Source organism: Pantoea sp. SGAir0183, from assembly GCF_043545505.1.
The window spans coordinates 3852589-3871449 of the sequence record NZ_CP028053.1 but is presented as its reverse complement, the minus strand read 5'-3'; the positions used below and the strand labels follow the sequence as shown (position 1 = coordinate 3871449).

The 18861-nt window shown below is 53.2% G+C and carries 21 protein-coding genes and 2 tRNA genes; 19 read left to right on the top strand and 4 right to left on the bottom strand.

The genetic code is table 11. From position 1 onward, the window contains the following. Positions 1 to 3 precede the first annotated feature (3 nt). The 6 genes from mlaE to murA all read left to right on the top strand — a co-directional run bounded on the left by mlaE (position 4) and on the right by murA (position 3989). Positions 4 to 786 (top strand): lipid asymmetry maintenance ABC transporter permease subunit MlaE, encoded by a 783-nt coding sequence (gene mlaE, locus C1N59_RS17990; protein ID WP_394549994.1) that lies wholly within the window; start codon positions 4 to 6, stop codon positions 784 to 786. Positions 787 to 790: 4 nt separating this feature from the next. Further along, positions 791 to 1342: an outer membrane lipid asymmetry maintenance protein MlaD gene (mlaD, locus tag C1N59_RS17985; protein ID WP_006121743.1), complete on the top strand. Its 552-nt coding sequence runs from the start codon at positions 791 to 793 to the stop codon at positions 1340 to 1342. 15 nt (positions 1343 to 1357) lie between these two features. Beyond that, the gene (gene mlaC / locus C1N59_RS17980) at positions 1358 to 1990 is read left to right on the top strand and encodes a phospholipid-binding protein MlaC (RefSeq protein ID WP_006121744.1); all 633 of its coding nucleotides are present in this window, start codon (positions 1358 to 1360) and stop codon (positions 1988 to 1990) included. Then, positions 1990 to 2286, top strand: coding sequence for a lipid asymmetry maintenance protein MlaB (mlaB, locus tag C1N59_RS17975; protein ID WP_006121745.1), 297 nt, complete (start codon positions 1990 to 1992; stop codon positions 2284 to 2286). The genes mlaC and mlaB overlap by 1 nt, the downstream gene beginning before the upstream one ends. A 122-nt stretch (positions 2287 to 2408) precedes the next feature. Further along, positions 2409 to 2666, top strand: a complete 258-nt coding sequence (gene ibaG / locus C1N59_RS17970) for a BolA family iron metabolism protein IbaG (RefSeq protein ID WP_006121746.1) — start codon at positions 2409 to 2411, stop codon at positions 2664 to 2666. Between the two features lie 63 nt (positions 2667 to 2729). Beyond that, positions 2730 to 3989, top strand: a complete 1260-nt coding sequence (gene murA / locus C1N59_RS17965; RefSeq protein WP_006121747.1) for a UDP-N-acetylglucosamine 1-carboxyvinyltransferase — start codon at positions 2730 to 2732, stop codon at positions 3987 to 3989. Positions 3990 to 4061: 72 nt separating this feature from the next. Here murA and C1N59_RS17960 read toward each other — a convergent pair whose 3' ends face one another. Together C1N59_RS17960 and ispB are read right to left on the bottom strand one after the other, a co-directional pair. Then, on the bottom strand, positions 4062 to 4343 hold the full coding sequence (locus C1N59_RS17960; protein WP_394549993.1) for a helix-turn-helix domain-containing protein: 282 nt from the start codon (positions 4341 to 4343) through the stop codon (positions 4062 to 4064). Between the two features lie 221 nt (positions 4344 to 4564). Further along, positions 4565 to 5536 carry an octaprenyl diphosphate synthase gene (gene ispB / locus C1N59_RS17955; RefSeq protein ID WP_006121749.1) on the bottom strand — a complete coding sequence of 324 codons (972 nt, stop codon included), beginning with the start codon at positions 5534 to 5536 and terminating at the stop codon, positions 4565 to 4567. Positions 5537 to 5791: 255 nt separating this feature from the next. Between ispB and rplU the strand changes: the two genes are divergently transcribed. The 3 genes from rplU (at position 5792) to cgtA (ending at position 7792) form a co-directional block, all read left to right on the top strand. Next, a complete protein-coding gene (rplU, locus tag C1N59_RS17950; RefSeq protein WP_006121750.1) occupies positions 5792 to 6103 on the top strand; it encodes a 50S ribosomal protein L21 in 312 nt (103 codons plus the stop codon). 15 nt (positions 6104 to 6118) lie between these two features. Continuing rightward, positions 6119 to 6376: a 50S ribosomal protein L27 gene (rpmA, locus tag C1N59_RS17945; protein ID WP_006121751.1), complete on the top strand. Its 258-nt coding sequence runs from the start codon at positions 6119 to 6121 to the stop codon at positions 6374 to 6376. Between the two features lie 243 nt (positions 6377 to 6619). Further along, positions 6620 to 7792, top strand: coding sequence for an Obg family GTPase CgtA (gene cgtA / locus C1N59_RS17940; protein WP_033739183.1), 1173 nt, complete (start codon positions 6620 to 6622; stop codon positions 7790 to 7792). Between the two features lie 444 nt (positions 7793 to 8236). On the opposite strand, the gene dacB is transcribed toward cgtA, so the two are convergent. Next, complete coding sequence (gene dacB / locus C1N59_RS17935; protein WP_033739262.1) at positions 8237 to 9670, bottom strand: serine-type D-Ala-D-Ala carboxypeptidase; 1434 nt, start codon at positions 9668 to 9670, stop codon at positions 8237 to 8239. Positions 9671 to 9915: 245 nt separating this feature from the next. Between dacB and greA the strand changes: the two genes are divergently transcribed. Continuing rightward, positions 9916 to 10392, top strand: coding sequence for a transcription elongation factor GreA (gene greA / locus C1N59_RS17930; protein ID WP_006121754.1), 477 nt, complete (start codon positions 9916 to 9918; stop codon positions 10390 to 10392). A gap of 106 nt (positions 10393 to 10498) precedes the next feature. On the opposite strand, the gene yhbY is transcribed toward greA, so the two are convergent. Continuing rightward, positions 10499 to 10792, bottom strand: coding sequence for a ribosome assembly RNA-binding protein YhbY (gene yhbY / locus C1N59_RS17925; protein WP_006121755.1), 294 nt, complete (start codon positions 10790 to 10792; stop codon positions 10499 to 10501). A gap of 126 nt (positions 10793 to 10918) precedes the next feature. Between yhbY and rlmE the strand changes: the two genes are divergently transcribed. The 9 genes from rlmE to nusA all read left to right on the top strand — a co-directional run bounded on the left by rlmE (position 10919) and on the right by nusA (position 18846). Then, a complete protein-coding gene (rlmE, locus tag C1N59_RS17920) occupies positions 10919 to 11548 on the top strand; it encodes a 23S rRNA (uridine(2552)-2'-O)-methyltransferase RlmE (RefSeq protein WP_006121756.1) in 630 nt (209 codons plus the stop codon). Positions 11549 to 11661: 113 nt separating this feature from the next. Beyond that, complete coding sequence (gene ftsH / locus C1N59_RS17915; protein WP_033739186.1) at positions 11662 to 13590, top strand: ATP-dependent zinc metalloprotease FtsH; 1929 nt, start codon at positions 11662 to 11664, stop codon at positions 13588 to 13590. Between the two features lie 80 nt (positions 13591 to 13670). Continuing rightward, complete coding sequence (gene folP / locus C1N59_RS17910; protein ID WP_054688240.1) at positions 13671 to 14504, top strand: dihydropteroate synthase; 834 nt, start codon at positions 13671 to 13673, stop codon at positions 14502 to 14504. 6 nt (positions 14505 to 14510) lie between these two features. Next, a complete protein-coding gene (gene glmM / locus C1N59_RS17905; protein ID WP_394549992.1) occupies positions 14511 to 15845 on the top strand; it encodes a phosphoglucosamine mutase in 1335 nt (444 codons plus the stop codon). Positions 15846 to 16063: 218 nt separating this feature from the next. Continuing rightward, positions 16064 to 16399, top strand: a complete 336-nt coding sequence (secG, locus tag C1N59_RS17900) for a preprotein translocase subunit SecG (protein WP_006121760.1) — start codon at positions 16064 to 16066, stop codon at positions 16397 to 16399. Positions 16400 to 16447: 48 nt separating this feature from the next. Next, positions 16448 to 16534: transfer RNA gene (locus C1N59_RS17895), tRNA-Leu, on the top strand. Between the two features lie 59 nt (positions 16535 to 16593). After that, positions 16594 to 16670, top strand: a tRNA-Met gene (locus tag C1N59_RS17890). A 211-nt stretch (positions 16671 to 16881) separates the two neighbouring features. Further along, positions 16882 to 17334: a ribosome maturation factor RimP gene (gene rimP, locus C1N59_RS17885; RefSeq protein WP_006121761.1), complete on the top strand. Its 453-nt coding sequence runs from the start codon at positions 16882 to 16884 to the stop codon at positions 17332 to 17334. A gap of 24 nt (positions 17335 to 17358) precedes the next feature. Further along, positions 17359 to 18846, top strand: a complete 1488-nt coding sequence (nusA, locus tag C1N59_RS17880; RefSeq protein ID WP_006121762.1) for a transcription termination factor NusA — start codon at positions 17359 to 17361, stop codon at positions 18844 to 18846. Positions 18847 to 18861 lie beyond the last annotated feature (15 nt).

The following is an 18861-nucleotide window of genomic DNA, read 5'->3' as shown; positions in this document are numbered from 1 at the left end:
CTGATGTTGTTAAAAGCACTGGCGTCATTAGGACGTCGGGGGATTGGAACCTGCGCCAGCTTTGGGCGTGCCGGATTGATGCTTTTTCATGCGCTGGTCGGTAAACCCGCGTTTCGCAAACACTCCCCGCTGTTAGTCAAACAACTCTACAGCATTGGCGTCCTGTCTTTGGTGATCATTGTGGTCTCCGGGTTATTTATCGGCATGGTGCTGGGGTTGCAGGGCTATCTGGTATTAAACACCTATGGTGCAGAAACCAGCCTGGGCATGTTGGTGGCACTGTCATTGCTACGTGAACTGGGGCCGGTTGTCACAGCCCTGCTGTTTGCAGGTCGGGCAGGGTCGGCGTTAACGGCTGAGATTGGGCTGATGAAGGCCACGGAACAGCTGTCCAGCATGGAGATGATGGCGGTCGATCCTCTGCGCCGTGTTGTCTCACCACGTTTTTGGGCAGGCTTTATCAGCATGCCGCTGCTGGCACTCATCTTCACCGCCGTAGGGATTACCGGCGGCGCGCTGGTGGGCGTGAGCTGGAAAGGTATTGACCCTGGCTTCTTCTGGTCGGCGATGCAAAATGCCGTCGATTTTCGTAGCGATGTGGTTAACTGCATTATTAAAAGCGCCGTTTTTGCCGTCACGGTTACCTGGATCGCGCTGTTTAATGGTTACGATGCGATTCCGACCTCTGAAGGTATTAGTCGCGCCACGACGCGCACCGTGGTGCATGCATCACTGGCGGTCCTCGGTTTAGATTTTGTGCTGACAGCACTGATGTTTGGGAATTGATGCGATGCAAAGCAAAAAAAGCGAAATTTGGGTTGGCGTTTTTATGATCATGGCACTGTTAGCGGTGCTGTTCCTTTGCCTGCGCGTGGCGGATCTTAAATCGCTGGGGACAGAACCCACCTGGAAGCTGTATGCCACCTTCGATAATATCGGCGGCCTGAAAGTCAGTTCGCCTGTTAAAATTGGTGGTGTCGTGATTGGTCGGGTGACAGATATTTCACTTGAACCGAAAACATTACTGCCACGCGTCACGATGGATATCAGCGACAAGTATGCCAACCAGATTCCGGACACCAGTTCACTGGCCATCCGTACTCAGGGCTTGCTGGGCGAGCAGTTTCTGTCGTTAAACGTTGGCTTTGACGATCCTGAGCTGGGCTCGGCGATGTTAAACGATGGTGGCACGATACGCGATACCAAGTCGGCGATGGTACTGGAGGACCTGATAGGCCAGTTCCTGTATAAAAGCGGCGACAACAAAGGTAACAAGCAAACCGGTGACAGTAAGGATGCGCAGGGCGGCGATACTGCCGCTCCCGCAGCCGCTCAACCTTAACAGAGGGATAACATGATGTTTAAACGTTTTCTGATGATTGCCATGCTGGCGATCGCGCCATTGGCGGCGACAGCAGCCGATCAAAGCAATCCTTATACGTTGATGAATGAAGCGGCTAATAAAACTTTTACCCGCCTGAAAAGCGAGCAGGCGAAAATCAAGCAGGATCCCAACTACCTGCGTGATATTGTCCGCCAGGAGCTGCTGCCTTATGTGCAGATTAAATATGCGGGGGCGTTAGTCCTGGGCCGTTTCTATCGGGAAGCCACACCGGCACAGCGCGAAGCCTATTTTAAGGCTTTTGGTGATTATCTGGCTCAGGCCTATGGCCAGGCGTTAGCGCTTTATCACGGTCAGACTTACCAGATCGAGCCTGCGAAACCGCTGGGCAATGCCAATATTGTCGCCATCCGTGTGACGATTATCGATCCTCAGGGCCGTCCGCCAGTGCGGCTGGATTTCCAGTGGCGTAAAAACAGCCAGACCGGTAACTGGCAGGCGTTCGATATGATCGCAGAAGGGGTCAGCATGATCACCACGAAACAAAATGAGTGGGGCGATCTGTTACGTACGAAAGGGATTGATGCACTGACTGCGCAACTTGAAGCGTCAGCGAAACAGCCAATCACACTGGATCAAAACAAATAATGCAGCCCTCACTGCACTGGAGCCGCGAGGCGAACACGCTACGGCTGGAAGGTGAGCTGGATCGTGACACGCTGCTGGATCTCTGGGAGCAGCGTGAAACGTTGATTAGCGGGGCGACGCTGATCGACGTTTCGGCTCTGGAACGGGTGGATACCTCAGGCCTGGCGCTGTTGGTCCACCTGCGGGAAATCGTCTCGCAGCAGGGCGGCGCGCTGCAGTTTGTTGGCATCGGTGACAAACTGCAGTCGTTGATCACCCTTTACAACCTGCAACAAATTATTGTTTCTGCGGATTAAAGCGCCTGTATTCGCCTTCTCAGCCTTAGCCCCGGTCGCCGACAGGGGCTTTTGCGTATTTAAGAATCAGGCACTTTCCTCTACTATGTCAGCCTTATTATTATTAAGTGAAGTTAAGAGCAATGGAAAACAGTGAAATTCAGGCTGTGCTGATGGCAGCACTGCCTTTAGAAGAAGTTCATGTCATGAGCAACGATGGCAGCCATTTCCAGGTGATCGCCGTGGGCGAACTGTTTGGTGAGTTAAGCCGCGTTAAGAAACAGCAGGCTGTTTATGCGCCGCTGATGGAATTCATTGCGGATAACCGCATTCATGCGGTATCCATCAAAACCTACACGCCTGCAGAGTGGGCGCGTGACCGTAAACTGAACGGTTTCTGATCCCCGCAAGGGCTGCGCCACCTGCGCGACCGTTTAATAGCCAGTTAATTGAGAACCGTGTTAATGGATAAATTTCGTGTGCAAGGCCCCACCCGTTTAAGTGGTGAAGTCACCATTTCCGGGGCGAAGAACGCCGCACTGCCAATTCTGTTTGCAGCTTTACTGGCCGAAGAGCCGGTTGAGATTACGAATGTGCCGAAGCTGCGTGACATCGACACCACTATGAAGCTGTTAACCCAGTTAGGTGCGAAGGTTGAGCGCAACGGTTCCGTTCACGTCGATGCCAGCGGCGTAGACGTTTTTTGTGCACCCTATGACCTTGTGAAAACTATGCGTGCCTCTATTTGGGCGCTTGGTCCGTTAGTGGCCCGTTTCGGTCAGGGCGAAGTCTCACTGCCTGGTGGTTGCGCCATCGGTGCGCGCCCGGTAGACCTGCATATCTCGGGTCTTGAGCAGTTGGGTGCGGAGATTAAGCTGGAAGAAGGCTATGTAAAAGCCTCAGTTAACGGTCGCCTGAAAGGGGCGCTGATCGTGATGGATAAAGTCAGCGTAGGCGCGACGGTGACCATTATGAGTGCCGCGACGCTGGCAACCGGGACCACGGTGATTGAGAACGCGGCGCGTGAACCTGAAATCGTGGATACCGCCAATTTCCTTAATACGCTGGGTGCAAAAATTTCGGGCGCAGGCACGGATAAAATCACCATTGAAGGCGTTGAGCGTCTGGGCGGTGGGGTTTATCGCGTCCTGCCAGACCGAATCGAGACCGGCACCTTCCTGGTGGCGGCTGCTATTTCGGGGGGGAAAGTGCTGTGCCGCAATGCGCAGCCTGACACCCTGGACGCAGTGCTGGCGAAACTGCGTGATGCTGGTGCAGACATTGAAACCGGTGAAGACTGGATCAGCCTGGATATGCACGGTAAGCGCCCTAAAGCGGTCAACGTGCGTACCGCTCCTCATCCGGGTTTCCCGACCGATATGCAGGCGCAGTTCACCCTGCTGAATCTGGTCGCGGAAGGCACGGGGCTAATCACCGAAACCATTTTTGAAAACCGTTTTATGCACATCCCTGAACTGATTCGTATGGGTGCTCACGCAGAAATTGAGAGCAATACCGCAATCTGTCACGGTGTGGAAACCTTATCGGGCGCGCAGGTGATGGCGACGGATCTCCGTGCATCGGCAAGCCTGGTGCTGGCAGGGTGTATTGCGGAAGGCACAACGCTGGTCGATCGCATTTACCACATCGATCGGGGTTATGAGCATATCGAAGATAAGCTAAAAGCGATGGGCGCAAACATCGAGCGCGTCAGCGGCGAATAATGTTTCGGACAGGCCTGTAAAAAACCAGCCTGCATACGGGCTGGTTTTTTTTCGTCTGGCACTAACCCGATGTTAGTTTTTGGTCGTCTGAACGGACGATCGCACACGTTTTTTTCGATCCAGCAGGCTGTTCGTTTCAGGATCGTAATAGCGGCTTGGCCATATCTCTGATGGGTGGACATTGATCGCATCAGCAATCAGCCATTCCCCTTTTGGCCATGGCCGTGAAAGGGCGTTAGCCAGTGTTGATGAGCTTAATCCTGCCTGGCGGGACAATGCCGCCAGCGTCGTACCACGTTTGCGCAGTGCGGCAATAATATCGGCAGGATGCCAGTCCTCTGTCCTTTTTTGCATTACTGTTTTCTCCTTGTCAGTGCGAAGCGCGCGGGGGGATTCTGACGTGCTTTAAAATACATCTGGAAACTTATGGTGGTTTATATCAGAAAATTTCCATAAGGTTCCAGTAATATTTCCGTAAGCAGACAGAACTGCGCGGCCTGACGCAAAAGGATGGTAATGACTGCAACAGCGGCGGGGGAAAGAAAGAAGACGAGGCCGTCAGGCCCCGTCAGCGATTAGAAATCGCGTTGAACCGACATGTGAGCCAGTGATTCCAGCGCCGTGCGCCATGGGGTTTCAGGCAGGATTTGTAATGCCGCGATGGCTTTATCCGCTTCCTGCTCAGCACGCTTACGCGTCCATTCCAGAGAGCCGCACTGGTTCATCGCTTCCAGAACGGGAGCCAGTAGATGGCGGCCGTTCCCCTGTTCAATCGCCTCACGGATCATTTTAGCCTGTTCAGGCGATCCGTTGTTCATGGCATGAAGCAGAGGCAGCGTGGGTTTACCTTCGCTGAGATCGTCACCGGTATTTTTGCCCAGGGTTTCACCATCGGCACTGTAGTCCAGTAAATCATCGATTAACTGGAAAGCCGTTCCCAAATAACGTCCGTAATCCTGCAGCGCTTTTTCCTGCGCTGGCGTCGCTTCCGCCAGAATCGCCGAGGCCTGAGAGGCGGCTTCAAATAAGCGCGCGGTTTTGCTGTATATCACCCGCATATAGCTCTCTTCGGTGATGTCGGGATCGTTGACGTTCATCAGCTGGAGCACTTCTCCTTCGGCGATCACGTTCACCGCCTCGGACATCAGCGCCAGAATGCGCAACGAGCCCATGCTGGTCATCATCTGGAAAGCGCGGGTATAAATAAAATCACCGACCAGTACGCTGGCCGCGTTACCAAATGCGGCGTTCGCGGTGGCTTTTCCACGGCGCATATCGGATTCATCCACGACATCGTCATGCAACAGCGTGGCGGTGTGGATAAATTCGATCAGCGCCGCGTTGGTCACATGTAAATCGCCCTGGTAACCCATGGCGCGAGCAGACAGCACGGCAATCATGGGCCGGATGCGTTTACCGCCGCCACTGATGATGTAATAACCCAGCTGGTTGATGAGCGAGACATCTGAATTCAGCTGGTCGAGTATGGTCTGGTTAACGGCAGCCATGTCCTGTGCGGTTAATTCGTTAATCTGTTCTAAGTTCATTCGTCTTTTCAGCTATGACTCGTTTCTCTGCCATGGTAAGCGGTTTTACCCAGCCAGCGTTCAGTAATCTGTTACTGATTGTACTTGAATTTTCAGGTTGAGAAACGTTTGCATTGAGCCTGTGTTTTTTTTCTGCAAGAGTGTGCAAAGTGCTCTTGTCTTCTGTTTGAGTTTTGCGTAGAATTCGCGCCCTATTGTGAATATTTAGCGCGCCGCCTGATGAACTAAAAGGCAAGCGCAGAAGCGGAGTTTTATATGTACGCGGTTTTCCAAAGTGGTGGTAAACAACACCGAGTAAGCGAAGGTCAGACCGTTCGCCTGGAAAAGCTGGACATCGCAACCGGTGAAACCATCGAGTTTGACCAGGTTCTGATGATTGCAAATGGCGAAGACGTGAAAATCGGCGCGCCACTGGTTTCAGGCGGTGTGATCAAGGCAGAAGTTGTTGCTCATGGTCGTGGCGAGAAAGTTAAAATCGTTAAGTTTCGTCGTCGTAAGCACTACCGTAAGCAAGCTGGCCATCGCCAGTGGTTCACTGATGTGAAAATCACTGGTATCACGGCGTAAGAGGAGATCTGACAAATGGCACATAAAAAGGCTGGTGGTTCGACTCGAAATGGTCGTGACTCCAATGCAAAACGTCTGGGTGTAAAACGTTTCGGTGGTGAATCTGTTCTGGCAGGTAGCATCATCGTTCGTCAGCGTGGTACCAAATTCCACGCCGGTAACAACGTAGGTTGTGGTCGTGACCACACTCTGTTTGCTACCGCAGACGGCAAAGTAAAATTCGAAGTTAAAGGTCCGAACAACCGTAAATACATCAGCATCGTTGCTGAGTAAGGTTGTCGTGACGCAGACGGTTACCGTCTGAACGCACGAATTGAAGGCCCCGCAACTCTTGCGGGGCTTTTTACATTCTGCGACCTGTCGCCAGACAGGCGACATAGCCTGGCTCCGTGTTGTACACTTTATGTACATGCTGGCGAGAGCCAGTTTTGATTTATCCGCCGCTGGTCAGCGCAGAACGACCCTGGCGGACCCGTTTGCAGCCTGTTGCAGACGATTGTGTGACGGAGAAAGAAAATGAAGTTTGTTGATGAAGCGACAATTTTGGTCGTCGCAGGTGATGGCGGTAATGGCTGTGTCAGTTTCCGCCGTGAAAAATATATCCCAAAAGGCGGCCCGGACGGCGGTGATGGTGGTGATGGCGGTGACGTATACTTAGTCGCTGACGAAAACCTTAACACCCTGATCGATTATCGTTTCGAAAAATCTTTCCGCGCTGAGCGTGGTCAGAATGGTCAGAGTCGCGACTGTACCGGTAAACGCGGCAAAGATATTACGATTAAAGTCCCCGTCGGAACCCGCGTTATTGACCAGGGAACGGGCGAGACACTGGGCGATATGACGCGTCACCAGCAGACGCTGATGGTGGCAAAAGGCGGCTGGCACGGTCTGGGTAACACCCGTTTTAAATCCTCGGTCAACCGTACCCCACGGCAGAAAACCATGGGCACCGCAGGCGAGAAACGTGACCTGCAACTGGAGCTGATGCTGCTGGCTGACGTGGGCATGCTGGGCTTACCGAATGCCGGTAAATCCACCTTTATCCGTGCGGTTTCCGCTGCCAAGCCGAAAGTGGCTGATTATCCTTTTACCACCCTGGTACCCAGCCTGGGCGTTGTACGTATGGACAGCGAGCAGAGCTTCGTCGTCGCCGATATTCCGGGGTTGATTGAAGGTGCTGCAGAAGGCGCCGGTCTGGGGATTCGCTTCCTGAAACATCTGGAACGCTGCCGTGTTCTGTTGCACCTGATTGACATTGCCCCGATTGACGAGAGCGATCCGGTTGAGAACGCCCGTATTATTCTGGGTGAGCTGGAGAAATACAGCGATAAGTTATTCAACAAGCCGCGCTGGCTGGTGTTTAACAAAGTCGATCTGATTGATGAAGAAGAAGCACAGGCACGCGCAAAAGCCATTGCTGAAGCGCTGGGCTGGGAAGAGAAGTACTACCTTATTTCGGCGGCCAGCCGTCAGGGCGTGACCGACCTGTGCTGGGATGTGATGAGCTTTATCAACGCCAATCCGAAAGAAGCGGACGTTGAAGAAAAACAGCCTGAGAAAGTGGAATTCATGTGGGACGACTACCACAAAGAAGCCCTCGAGAACGCGGCTGTTGAAGACGATGAAGAGTGGGATGACGACTGGGATGAAGATGACGACGAAGGCGTCGAAATCATTTATCAGCGTTAACACACTTTGCTGCCCCCTTCTGCCGGAATGGGGGCAGTTTTCTTTCCGGCCTGTCTTTGCCCGCTAACACGCCTTGCCGTTGATAACTCAAATGCCGCAGGCAGTGGACAAACCGCCTGCTACCCGCTTCGACGTATACGCCGAAATCCAGCGGGCAGGCGCTGGGTTCACCCGCGCAGCCCTGGCGTATGTCTGCCAGTTTCCTCATACAGCCTACATTTCACCATGCTTTCCCTCCTTCGCATAAAAGCCTGAGGTTCGCTTACGTGGCTAACGTATCGCGGCTCACGGCGTGTTTAATGGCCCGTGGCGTCAGCCCGAGGAACGTCACTAACGCGATGGCAGTAAGAATAAAACAGTGAGGGAAAGGGGAAGGGCGAACGCCTGTCAGGGCAATAAAAAAGCGCAGCGGCGTTGATCCCACTGCGCTTTTATCGACATCAGTTAGTAGTTCTTGTTGATATCGCGATAGAGCCGACTTTCGAACCGCACCAGTGGAATACGGCGCGTGCGCTGATCTTCCGGCGGTACCGCATAGCCGGACAGGAACTGCACAAACGCGACGCGCGCCCCGCTGGACGTGGTGATAAAACCGGCAAGGTTGTAAACGCCCTGCAGTGAACCCGTTTTGGCAGAGACTTTGCCATCCAGACCGGCTTCATGCAGGCCGCCGCGATATTGCAGCGTGCCGTCATGACCCGCCAGGGGCAGCATGGAAATATAATCCAGCTTGCTGTCATTTTGCGCAATGTACTGCAGCACCTGCATCATGGTGGCAGGAGAGATGAGATCGTGGCGCGACAAGCCGGAACCATCAACCTGAATACTGTTACCCAAATCGATATTCGCTTTTTCACGCAGGATACGGCGCACCGCGTCTGACCCGGCGCGGAAGGTGCCCGGCACATTAAAGTAATGATGGCCAATGGTGCGGAACACCGTGTCGGCGATCATATTGTCGGACTTCTTCAGCATCATATGCAGCAGCGTATGCAGCGGCGCAGACTGGGTTGAGGCCAGCACGGTGCCCGGCTCAGTGACCTGTGTCTGGCGCAGGAGATGTCCGCTGTAATCAATACCGGCGGAACGCAGTTCAGATTTCAGAATCTCGCCGGCCCAGGCGGCACCATCCTGAACGGCAAAGGCCAGCGGAAGGGGATCGCTACGCTGACGCAGACAGCCGGTCAGGGTATAGCGGTTCAGCTCACCTGGCACCACATCCAGTTCGCAATACTGACCCTCGCCACTGTTGCGCCCAATGGTGCGCACCTGGCTCAGCATGTGCGCCGGATAATAAGAGGCGATGCGCACGAAGGCGTTTTCGCCGGGCTTATCCGCACTGTAGAGCGACACGGAGAAACAGTTTTTATCGACGATAGCCGCAGCGGGCGGTGCGCTAAAGCACTGCGTCATATCGTTCCACGGCCAACCCGGCGCCGCATCATGGCTGGCAAACACCGAGGTATCAATGACCAGATTGCCTTTGATATGCGTGATGCCTTGTTTTTTTAAGGCTGCGACCATATTACGCAGATCCTGGCGGCCCAGCGTGGGATCGCCAGCGAAACGGGCAACAAGATCGCCATTCAGTGTGCCATCGATCAGCGCACCTTTGGTCTCAAAGGTCGTTTGAAAACGATAATCACCGCCCAGTTCCAGTAATGCCGCCAGCGCGGTGATGACTTTCATGGTACTGGCGGGAAGCGCCATCTGTTTCCCGTGGTAATCAATGATCGGCGTAGTTGCGCCCACTTTTTGCACCAGTAAAGCCAGGTTGGCACCATCTGGCAGATACTGCATGTATTCATCAACGGGTGCTGCTTGTGCCTGCAGCATAAACGCACAGGTTAATCCGGTAACAAGTCGTGAAAATCGCATAATCTCGCGGCAACTGACAGGTGAAGGCGACAATACTACGTCCCTGGACGGTGCAAAGTAAACGATGACCCGCAGGGAACTCTGGGGTAAAATACGTATCAAATTGCAAAACCTTTTCTGGCCTGGAACATTTCCGGGTCAGTCTTCTTTTATTTGCAAAATGAGGCATGGCGCCGCAGAACGCTTTTTTCTGCAGTCACCGGTCAGGATGCACCGTGAAACAGGATTGATGACGAGGAGCTAAAATGAACCAGATTCCGATGACGTTAAGAGGCGCTGAAAGGCTGCGCGAAGAGCTGCATGAGCTGAAAACGGTGAAACGCCCGCGCATTATTGCCTCCATCGCGGAGGCCCGCGAGCACGGCGATTTGAAAGAGAATGCCGAATACCACGCTGCGCGTGAAGAACAGGGGTTCTGTGAGGGACGTATTCAGGAGATTGAGGCCAAACTCTCTAATGCGCAGGTTATCGACGTCACCCAAATGCCTAAAACCGGCCGCGTCATTTTTGGCGCGACGGTGACGGTCCTGAATGTGGATACGGATGAAGAGTTTACGTACCGCATCGTAGGTGATGACGAAGCAGACTTTAAGCAAAATCTGATTTCTGTTAACTCGCCAATGGCGCGTGGCCTGGTGGGTAAAGAAGCCGATGACGTGGCGATTATCAAAACGCCGGGCGGCGATGTGGAGTACGAAATCCTGAAGGTGGAATACATCTGACAGGTGGCAACCTTTTGTAACGGGTTGCAGTACAATGTAAAGAAAGGAAAAAGGCCGCGCTGCGGCCTTTTATCCCATGTAAGAGCATGGCACTTTCTTTGCCCACTTAACGTGGCAGAGAAATCTTGCTCTCTTTAGCGGGGCGATACAGCACCAGCGTTTTACCTATCAACTGAACGTTGACGGCGCCAGTTTCACGTACGATAGCGTCGACGATCAGCTGCCGGGTCTCACGATCTTCAGAGGCGACTTTCACCTTGATTAACTCGTGGTGTCCCAGCGCGTGTTCGATCTCTGCCAGCACACCTTCGGTCAGGCCATTGCCTCCGAGCATGACGACTGGCTTGAGCGGATGGGCGAGGCTTTTCAGGTGCTGTTTTTGTTTGGTACTTAGATTCATCGTATTATTTACTTACTCGGGGATTGAAAACGGTTCATTCTACCGCCATCTCGGGTATATCGCCAAATCGACGCAACCTACTGCGTGCAGATTTATCGCTACGATGACGATTTAGTTGGAAATTTTATGACCGGTAAAAAGCGTTCAGCCAGCTCCAGCCGCTGGCTACAGGAACACTTTAGCGATAAATACGTGCTCCAGGCACAGAAAAAAGGGTTGCGTTCGCGCGCCTGGTTTAAACTTGATGAAATACAACAGGGTGACAAGCTTTTCAAACCCGGTATGACCGTGGTAGATCTGGGTGCTGCACCCGGTGGCTGGTCGCAATATGTGGTACAGCAAATTGGGTCCAAAGGGCGTGTCATTGCATGTGATATCCTGCCTATGGATCCTATTGTTGGTGTCGATTTTCTTCAAGGCGATTTTCGTGAAGAATCGGTGATTAACGCGTTGCTTGAGCGTGTGGGCGATCAGAAAGTCCAGGTCGTCATGTCTGATATGGCACCGAATATGAGTGGTACACCTGCCGTAGATATTCCCCGGTCGATGTATTTGGTTGAGCTGGCGTTAGAGATGTGTCGTGACATTTTGGCTCCCGGCGGGAGTTTTGTAGTGAAAGTGTTCCAGGGGGATGGCTTTGATGAATACCTGCGGGAAATTCGATCCCTGTTCACGAAAGTGAAAATACGTAAGCCTGACGCTTCACGTTCACGTTCACGTGAAGTTTATATTGTGGCGACTGGGCGCAAGCTGTAGCCAACGTGGTGGATCATCCAGCCTTCCCGCTGCGATTCCATGTACGAAGGATCTATAGTACCCTACGCTATCTGTTAACACCGTTGTAATATGAGGTTAATCCCTTGAGTGACATGGCGAAAAACCTGATTCTCTGGCTAGTCATCGCGGTTGTACTGATGTCAGTCTTCCAGAGCTTTGGGCCCAGCGAGTCAAATGGCCGTAGGGTTGATTATTCAACCTTCCTGTCGGAAGTGAACCAGGATCAGGTCCGCGAGGCACGTATTAACGGGCGTGAAATTAACGTAACCAAAAAAGACAGTAATAAATACACCACCTACATTCCTGTCAATGATCCCAAGTTACTCGATAACCTGTTGACCAAGAACGTTAAAGTGGTTGGTGAGCCGCCTGAAGAGCCAAGCCTGCTGGCGTCGATCTTCATTTCCTGGTTCCCAATGTTACTGCTGATTGGTGTGTGGATTTTCTTCATGCGGCAAATGCAGGGCGGTGGCGGCAAAGGCGCAATGTCCTTTGGTAAGAGCAAAGCCCGCATGCTAACGGAAGATCAGATTAAAACCACTTTTGCTGACGTAGCAGGCTGTGACGAAGCGAAAGAGGAAGTCGGTGAGCTGGTCGAATACCTGCGTGAACCGAGCCGTTTCCAGAAGCTGGGGGGTAAAATCCCGAAAGGCGTTCTGATGGTCGGCCCGCCGGGTACCGGTAAAACCCTGCTGGCGAAAGCCATTGCCGGTGAGGCGAAAGTACCGTTCTTTACCATTTCAGGTTCTGACTTTGTTGAAATGTTCGTCGGTGTGGGTGCGTCTCGCGTCCGTGACATGTTTGAACAGGCTAAGAAAGCGGCACCGTGCATTATCTTCATCGATGAGATCGATGCCGTTGGTCGCCAGCGTGGTGCCGGTTTAGGGGGAGGGCACGATGAGCGTGAACAAACTCTGAACCAGATGCTGGTTGAAATGGATGGCTTTGAAGGTAACGAAGGCATCATCGTGATTGCCGCGACCAACCGTCCAGACGTACTTGACCCTGCGCTGCTGCGTCCGGGCCGCTTTGACCGTCAGGTTGTCGTGGGCTTGCCAGACGTACGTGGTCGTGAGCAGATTCTGAAAGTGCATATGCGTCGTGTACCCCTGGCAACCGACATTGATGCGGCCATCATTGCGCGCGGTACGCCAGGCTTCTCCGGTGCCGATCTGGCGAACCTGGTGAACGAAGCGGCGCTGTTTGCTGCACGCAGCAATAAACGCGTTGTGTCAATGGTGGAATTCGAAAAAGCCAAAGACAAAATCATGATGGGTGCAGAGCGCCGTTCCATGGTGATGACCGAAGCACAGAAAGAGTCTACGGCTTACCATGAGGCCGGCCACGCGATTATTGGTCGTCTGGTACCGGAACACGATCCGGTGCACAAAGTGACCATTATTCCGCGCGGTCGTGCATTAGGTGTGACCTTCTTCCTGCCTGAAGGCGATGCGATTAGCGCAAGCCGTCAGAAGCTGGAAAGTCAGATTTCGACCCTGTACGGCGGTCGTCTGGCGGAAGAGATCATCTACGGTGCAGAACATGTCTCTACCGGTGCCTCTAACGATATCAAAGTGGCAACCAACCTGGCCCGTAACATGGTTACCCAGTGGGGCTTCTCTGAGAAACTGGGCCCGCTGCTGTATGCTGAAGAAGACGGTGAAGTGTTCCTGGGCCGTTCAGTGGCAAAAGCCAAGCATATGTCAGATGAAACTGCCCGTATTATCGACCAGGAAGTTAAACACCTGATCGATACGAACTATCAGCGCGCTCGCCAGATCCTGGGCGAAAACATGGACATTCTTCACGCGATGAAAGATGCGCTGATGAAGTATGAAACCATTGATGCACCGCAGATTGACGACCTGATGGCACGCCGTGAAGTGCGTCCGCCAGCAGGCTGGGAAGATCCGGGCAGCAGCAATTCAGACAGTAACGGTACGCCAAAGGCCCCGCGTCCGGTCGATGAACCGCGTACGCCGAATCCAGGCAATACCATGTCAGAACAGTTCGACAAATAAGACGTCAGGTCTTTTAATAAAACCCCGGCTGGTCCGGGGTTTTTTACATCTATACATTGAGCCACAAGGAGTTTTTCACCATGAAACTGTTCGCCCGTGATTCCCATCTCGATTTGTCATTTCCACATGTGATGGGCATTCTCAACGTCACGCCGGACTCTTTTTCCGATGGTGGTAAACACAATGCGCTGGTCGATGCGTTAACGCACACTAACGAGATGGTGAACGCTGGCGCAACAATCATTGACGTGGGGGGCGAGTCCACGCGTCCGGGCGCTGATGAAGTGAGCGTTGAGGAGGAGCTGGAACGGGTGATTCCGGTGGTCGAAGCTATCGCTCAACGCTTTGAGGTATGGATATCAGTCGATACGTCCAAAGCCGACGTGATTCGTGCAGCCGCCAGCGCAGGGGCTCACATTATCAATGATGTGCGCTCACTGTCTGAGCCTGGCGCGTTGGCAGCGGCAGCGGCAGCGGGCTTACCGGTTTGTCTGATGCACATGCAGGGCGAACCGCGTACGATGCAGCAGGCACCAGCCTATAAGGATATTGTAAGCGAAGTGGACACTTACTTCGTTGAACAACTGGCCCGCTGCGAAGCCGCAGGCATAAAAAAAGAGAATCTGTTACTCGACCCGGGCTTCGGTTTCGGTAAGAATCTCAGCCACAATTATGAACTGCTGGCCCACCTCAGTAAATTTCACCGTTTTGCGCTGCCGCTGTTGGTTGGCATGTCACGCAAATCAATGATTGGACAACTGCTGAATGTGGGGCCTTCCCAGCGCCTGACGGGCAGCCTGGCCTGTGCGGTTATTGCCGCCATGCAGGGCGCGCACATTATTCGCGCCCACGATGTGAAAGAAACCGTCGAAGCGATGCGGGTGGTTGAAGCGACACAAAGAGCAAAAGGATGACAGAGCATGAGCGAACGTAAATATTTCGGTACTGATGGGATTCGCGGCAAAGTCGGTGAGTCACCGATTACCCCTGACTTTGTATTAAAGCTCGGCTGGGCGGCGGGTAAAGTGCTGGCCCGTCACGGCTCCAAAAAAATTATCATTGGTAAAGACACGCGCATTTCAGGCTATATGCTGGAATCCGCGCTGGAAGCCGGTCTCGCAGCCGCAGGGTTGTCCGCGGCGTTTACCGGCCCAATGCCCACGCCCGCTATTGCCTATCTGACCCGCACGTTCCGTGCCGAAGCCGGCATCGTGATTTCCGCGTCGCACAATCCGTTTGATGATAACGGCATTAAGTTTTTCTCCGCCGAAGGGACGAAACTGCCCGATGACGTGGAAGAGGCGATCGAACAGGAAATGGAAAAACCGCTTACCTGTGTGGAATCCGCCCAGTTGGGGCGTGCCAGCCGTATTGTTGACGCGGCCGGGCGTTACATTGAATTTTGTAAGGGTACGTTCCCCAGCGAACTCAGCCTCAGTGGCCTGAAAATTGTCGTCGACTGTGCAAACGGTGCCACTTATCACATTGCGCCTAATGTCCTGCGTGAACTCGGTGCGACGGTGATTGCAGTTGGCGTCCAGCCTGATGGTATGAACATTAATAAAGCATGCGGTGCGACCGATCTCAGGATGCTGCAGGAACGCGTACTGGCTGAAAAAGCGGACATCGGTCTGGCCTATGACGGTGACGGCGATCGCATCATGATGGTCGACCACCTTGGCAAGAAAGTGGATGGGGACCAGATTCTGTATATCATCGCCCGCGAAGGTCTGCGTCAGGGGCAGTTGCGCGGTGGTGTGGTCGGCACGCTGATGAGCAACATGGGGCTGGAGCTGGCGCTGAAACAGCTGGGTATTCCGTTTGTTCGTGCAAAAGTGGGCGACCGCTATGTACTGGAAAAAATGCAGGAAAAAGGCTGGCGCCTGGGGGCGGAAAACTCCGGTCATGTGATCCTGCTGGATAAGATCGCTACGGGTGACGGCATCGTTGCAAGTTTGCAAGTACTTACAGCTATGGTTCGTAACCATATGAGCCTGCACGATCTCTGCACCGGCATGAAAATGCTGCCTCAGGTGCTGGTAAATGTCCGCTTCGCCGGCGAGCACGATCCGCTGGAAAGCGATGCCGTTAAAGCGGTAGCCGAGGACGTGGAAAAAACCCTGGCCGGAAAAGGACGCGTGCTGCTGCGTAAATCGGGCACGGAACCGCTAATCCGCGTAATGGTAGAGGGTGAGGATGAAACCCAGGTGACGGCGCTGGCGAATCGAATTGCCGATGCGGTTAAAGCCGTCTGAGGCAGCTGGCAGGCGGGGACATCGCAGTGAACCTGCCTGCAAAATCATCGCACTGGCGCTTTTTTCTGCAATCAGCGTGCCGCATGTAAATTGCACTTGCAGAGGTATGCGCCATTGGTTAGTATTCACACCCGCTTCTGATGGGTGATGAAGAAACTCCCCGTCAAATTGGTTGAAGCTTTAACTGTGCGGATTACGCGCAAGGAAACAGGTTGATTATGTACGAAGCTCTGTTGGTTGTTTTCCTTATTGTAGCAATTGGCCTGGTAGGTCTTATCATGCTGCAGCAAGGCAAAGGCGCTGATATGGGTGCATCATTCGGTGCAGGCGCGTCAGGTACGCTGTTCGGTTCAACAGGGTCAGGTAATTTCATGACTCGTATGACCGCCGTACTGGCTACGCTGTTTTTCGTCATCAGCTTGATTCTGGGTAACCTGAACAGTAATAAAACAGCCAAAGGAAGTGAGTGGGATAACCTCACTGCGCCAGCTCAGTCTCAACAGCAGACTCAGCCAGCTAAACCGGCTACGCCGGGCAACGATATCCCGCATTAATAGCGTTAAGCGTCATAAGCGGCAGTTCAGCGTCGCAGTCAGTGCAGTACCGAGGTGGTGAAATTGGTAGACACGCTACCTTGAGGTGGTAGTGCTCGAAAGGGCTTACGGGTTCAAGTCCCGTCCTCGGTACCAAATCTTAGTTAGACTTGCATTTTATGCATGATCGGCGTAACATTCGCCACGTTTTCGGACGCGGGGTGGAGCAGCCTGGTAGCTCGTCGGGCTCATAACCCGAAGGTCGTCGGTTCAAATCCGGCCCCCGCAACCACTTTCCCTTAGAGTTCTTTTTCAAATATACTGTATGCATCGACGGGCGCATTAGCAGCGAATTTTGAAAAAAATTCTTTTGGATGGGCGTCCGGGCCGCAATGCGGCATACAGGGTCCAGTGATAAAAAGCCCCGACTATTCGGGGTTTTTTGTTATTAGCGAATCGTAATACTGGGCTATAGGCCCTTTTTTTATGTCTTGGGGGTGGGCTTGTCCACATTAGAGCAAAAATTGACAGAGTTGGTATCTGCTCCGGTAGAAGCGCTCGGCTACGAACTGGTCGGAATTGAATTCGTTCGTGGTCGCACATCAACCCTGCGCATCTATATTGACAGTGAAGATGGCATCAATGTTGACGATTGCGCGGACGTCAGCCACCAGGTGAGTGCCGTGATGGATGTGGAAGATCCCATCACCGTCCCTTACCACCTTGAAGTGTCCTCACCGGGGCTCGACCGTCCTCTGTTCACTGCAGAACATTATGCACGCTTTACCGGCGATGAGGTGAGCCTGGTGCTGCGTATGGCCGTTCAAAACCGCCGTAAATGGCAGGGAATCATCAAGTCTGTAGAAGGCGAGATGATAACGGTAAACGTTGAGGGTAATGACGAGGTGTTCGCGCTGAGTAATATTCAGAAAGCGAACCTGGTCCCCCACTTTTAAAAGTCCGGATTGAGGCTAACCAGGATGAACAAAGAGATCTTAGCTGTTGTAGAAGCCGTTTCTAACGAAAAAGCCCTGCCGCGTGAGAAAATCTTCGAAGCGCTGGAGAGCGCGCTGGCGACTGCGACCAAGAAAAAGTACGAGCAGGAAATTGACGTCCGCGTCAGCATCGACCGCAGAAGTGGCGACTTTGATACGTTCCGCCGTTGGGAAATCGTAGAGCAGGTCACTCAGCCAACGCGTGAGATCACGCTGGATGCGGCTCGCTACGAAGATGAGTCCCTCAATCTGGGCGACTACGTTGAAGATCAGATTGAATCTGTCACCTTTGACCGCATTACTACCCAGACCGCAAAACAGGTTATCGTGCAAAAAGTACGTGAAGCCGAGCGCGCAATGGTCGTGGATCAGTTCCGTGAGCAGGAAGGCGAAATCATCACCGGCGTGGTGAAAAAAGTTAATCGTGACAATATTTCACTGGATCTGGGCAACAATGCTGAAGCGGTAATCCTGCGTGAGGATATGCTGCCGCGCGAAAACTTCCGCCCTGGTGACCGTATTCGTGGTGTTCTGTATGCCGTTCGCCCGGAAGCGCGTGGTGCACAGCTGTTTGTGACCCGTTCAAAGCCAGAAATGCTGATCGAACTGTTCCGCATTGAAGTACCAGAAATTGGCGAAGAAGTGCTTGAAATTAAAGCCGCAGCCCGCGATCCGGGTTCACGCGCTAAAATTGCAGTAAAAACGAACGACAAACGTATTGATCCGGTGGGTGCCTGCGTCGGTATGCGCGGTGCGCGTGTTCAGGCCGTGTCCAGTGAACTGGGCGGCGAGCGTATCGATATCGTGCTGTGGGACGACAACCCGGCACAGTTTGTTATTAACGCCATGGCTCCGGCTGATGTGGCGTCAATCGTGGTTGATGAAGACAACCACACGATGGATATCGCCGTTGAGGCTGGCAATCTAGCCCAGGCGATCGGCCGTAATGGCCAAAACGTGCGTCTGGCTTCACAGCTGAGTGGCTGGGAGCTGAACGTGATGACCGTCGATGACCTGCAGGCGAAGCATCAGGCTGAAGCCCATGCAGCGATCGATATGTTCACTAAACATCTCGACATCGACGAAGAGTTCGCCACCATTCTGGTGGAAGAGGGCTTCTCATCGTTGGAAGAACTGGCCTATGTGCCAATTAACGAGCTGTTGGAAATCGACGGCCTCGACGAAGAGACCATTGAAGCCCTGCGTGAACGAGCAAAAAATGCGTTAACCACCCTGGCACTGGCTAAAGAAGAGAGCCTGGGGAATCAGGAACCTGCAGAAGACCTCTTGAATCTTGAGGGTCTGGATCGTGCACTGGCTTTCCGCCTGGCATCCAAAGGCGTTTGCACGCTGGAAGACCTTGCTGAGCAAGGTGTTGACGATCTGACTGATATTGAAGGGCTGACTGATGAGCAAGCTGGCGCGCTGATTATGGCCGCACGCAATATCTGCTGGTTCGGCGATGACGCGTAATAACAGGAAGGAACA

Excerpts from the sequence above, each read along its gene's own strand:
- dacB (WP_033739262.1), bottom strand. The coding sequence starts at position 9,670 with ATGCGATTTTCACGACTTGTTACCGGATTAACCTGTGCGTTTATGCTG.
- mlaE (WP_394549994.1), top strand. The coding sequence starts at position 4 with ATGTTGTTAAAAGCACTGGCGTCATTAGGACGTCGGGGGATTGGAACC.
- rlmE (WP_006121756.1), top strand. The coding sequence starts at position 10,919 with ATGACCGGTAAAAAGCGTTCAGCCAGCTCCAGCCGCTGGCTACAGGAA.
- mlaB (WP_006121745.1), top strand. The coding sequence starts at position 1,990 with ATGCAGCCCTCACTGCACTGGAGCCGCGAGGCGAACACGCTACGGCTG.
- murA (WP_006121747.1), top strand. The coding sequence starts at position 2,730 with ATGGATAAATTTCGTGTGCAAGGCCCCACCCGTTTAAGTGGTGAAGTC.
- ibaG (WP_006121746.1), top strand. The coding sequence starts at position 2,409 with ATGGAAAACAGTGAAATTCAGGCTGTGCTGATGGCAGCACTGCCTTTA.
- yhbY (WP_006121755.1), bottom strand. The coding sequence starts at position 10,792 with ATGAATCTAAGTACCAAACAAAAACAGCACCTGAAAAGCCTCGCCCAT.
- folP (WP_054688240.1), top strand. The coding sequence starts at position 13,671 with ATGAAACTGTTCGCCCGTGATTCCCATCTCGATTTGTCATTTCCACAT.
- rplU (WP_006121750.1), top strand. The coding sequence starts at position 5,792 with ATGTACGCGGTTTTCCAAAGTGGTGGTAAACAACACCGAGTAAGCGAA.
- rpmA (WP_006121751.1), top strand. The coding sequence starts at position 6,119 with ATGGCACATAAAAAGGCTGGTGGTTCGACTCGAAATGGTCGTGACTCC.
- C1N59_RS17960 (WP_394549993.1), bottom strand. The coding sequence starts at position 4,343 with ATGCAAAAAAGGACAGAGGACTGGCATCCTGCCGATATTATTGCCGCA.
- nusA (WP_006121762.1), top strand. The coding sequence starts at position 17,359 with ATGAACAAAGAGATCTTAGCTGTTGTAGAAGCCGTTTCTAACGAAAAA.
- greA (WP_006121754.1), top strand. The coding sequence starts at position 9,916 with ATGAACCAGATTCCGATGACGTTAAGAGGCGCTGAAAGGCTGCGCGAA.
- ispB (WP_006121749.1), bottom strand. The coding sequence starts at position 5,536 with ATGAACTTAGAACAGATTAACGAATTAACCGCACAGGACATGGCTGCC.
- ftsH (WP_033739186.1), top strand. The coding sequence starts at position 11,662 with ATGGCGAAAAACCTGATTCTCTGGCTAGTCATCGCGGTTGTACTGATG.
- secG (WP_006121760.1), top strand. The coding sequence starts at position 16,064 with ATGTACGAAGCTCTGTTGGTTGTTTTCCTTATTGTAGCAATTGGCCTG.
- mlaD (WP_006121743.1), top strand. The coding sequence starts at position 791 with ATGCAAAGCAAAAAAAGCGAAATTTGGGTTGGCGTTTTTATGATCATG.
- cgtA (WP_033739183.1), top strand. The coding sequence starts at position 6,620 with ATGAAGTTTGTTGATGAAGCGACAATTTTGGTCGTCGCAGGTGATGGC.
- mlaC (WP_006121744.1), top strand. The coding sequence starts at position 1,358 with ATGTTTAAACGTTTTCTGATGATTGCCATGCTGGCGATCGCGCCATTG.
- glmM (WP_394549992.1), top strand. The coding sequence starts at position 14,511 with ATGAGCGAACGTAAATATTTCGGTACTGATGGGATTCGCGGCAAAGTC.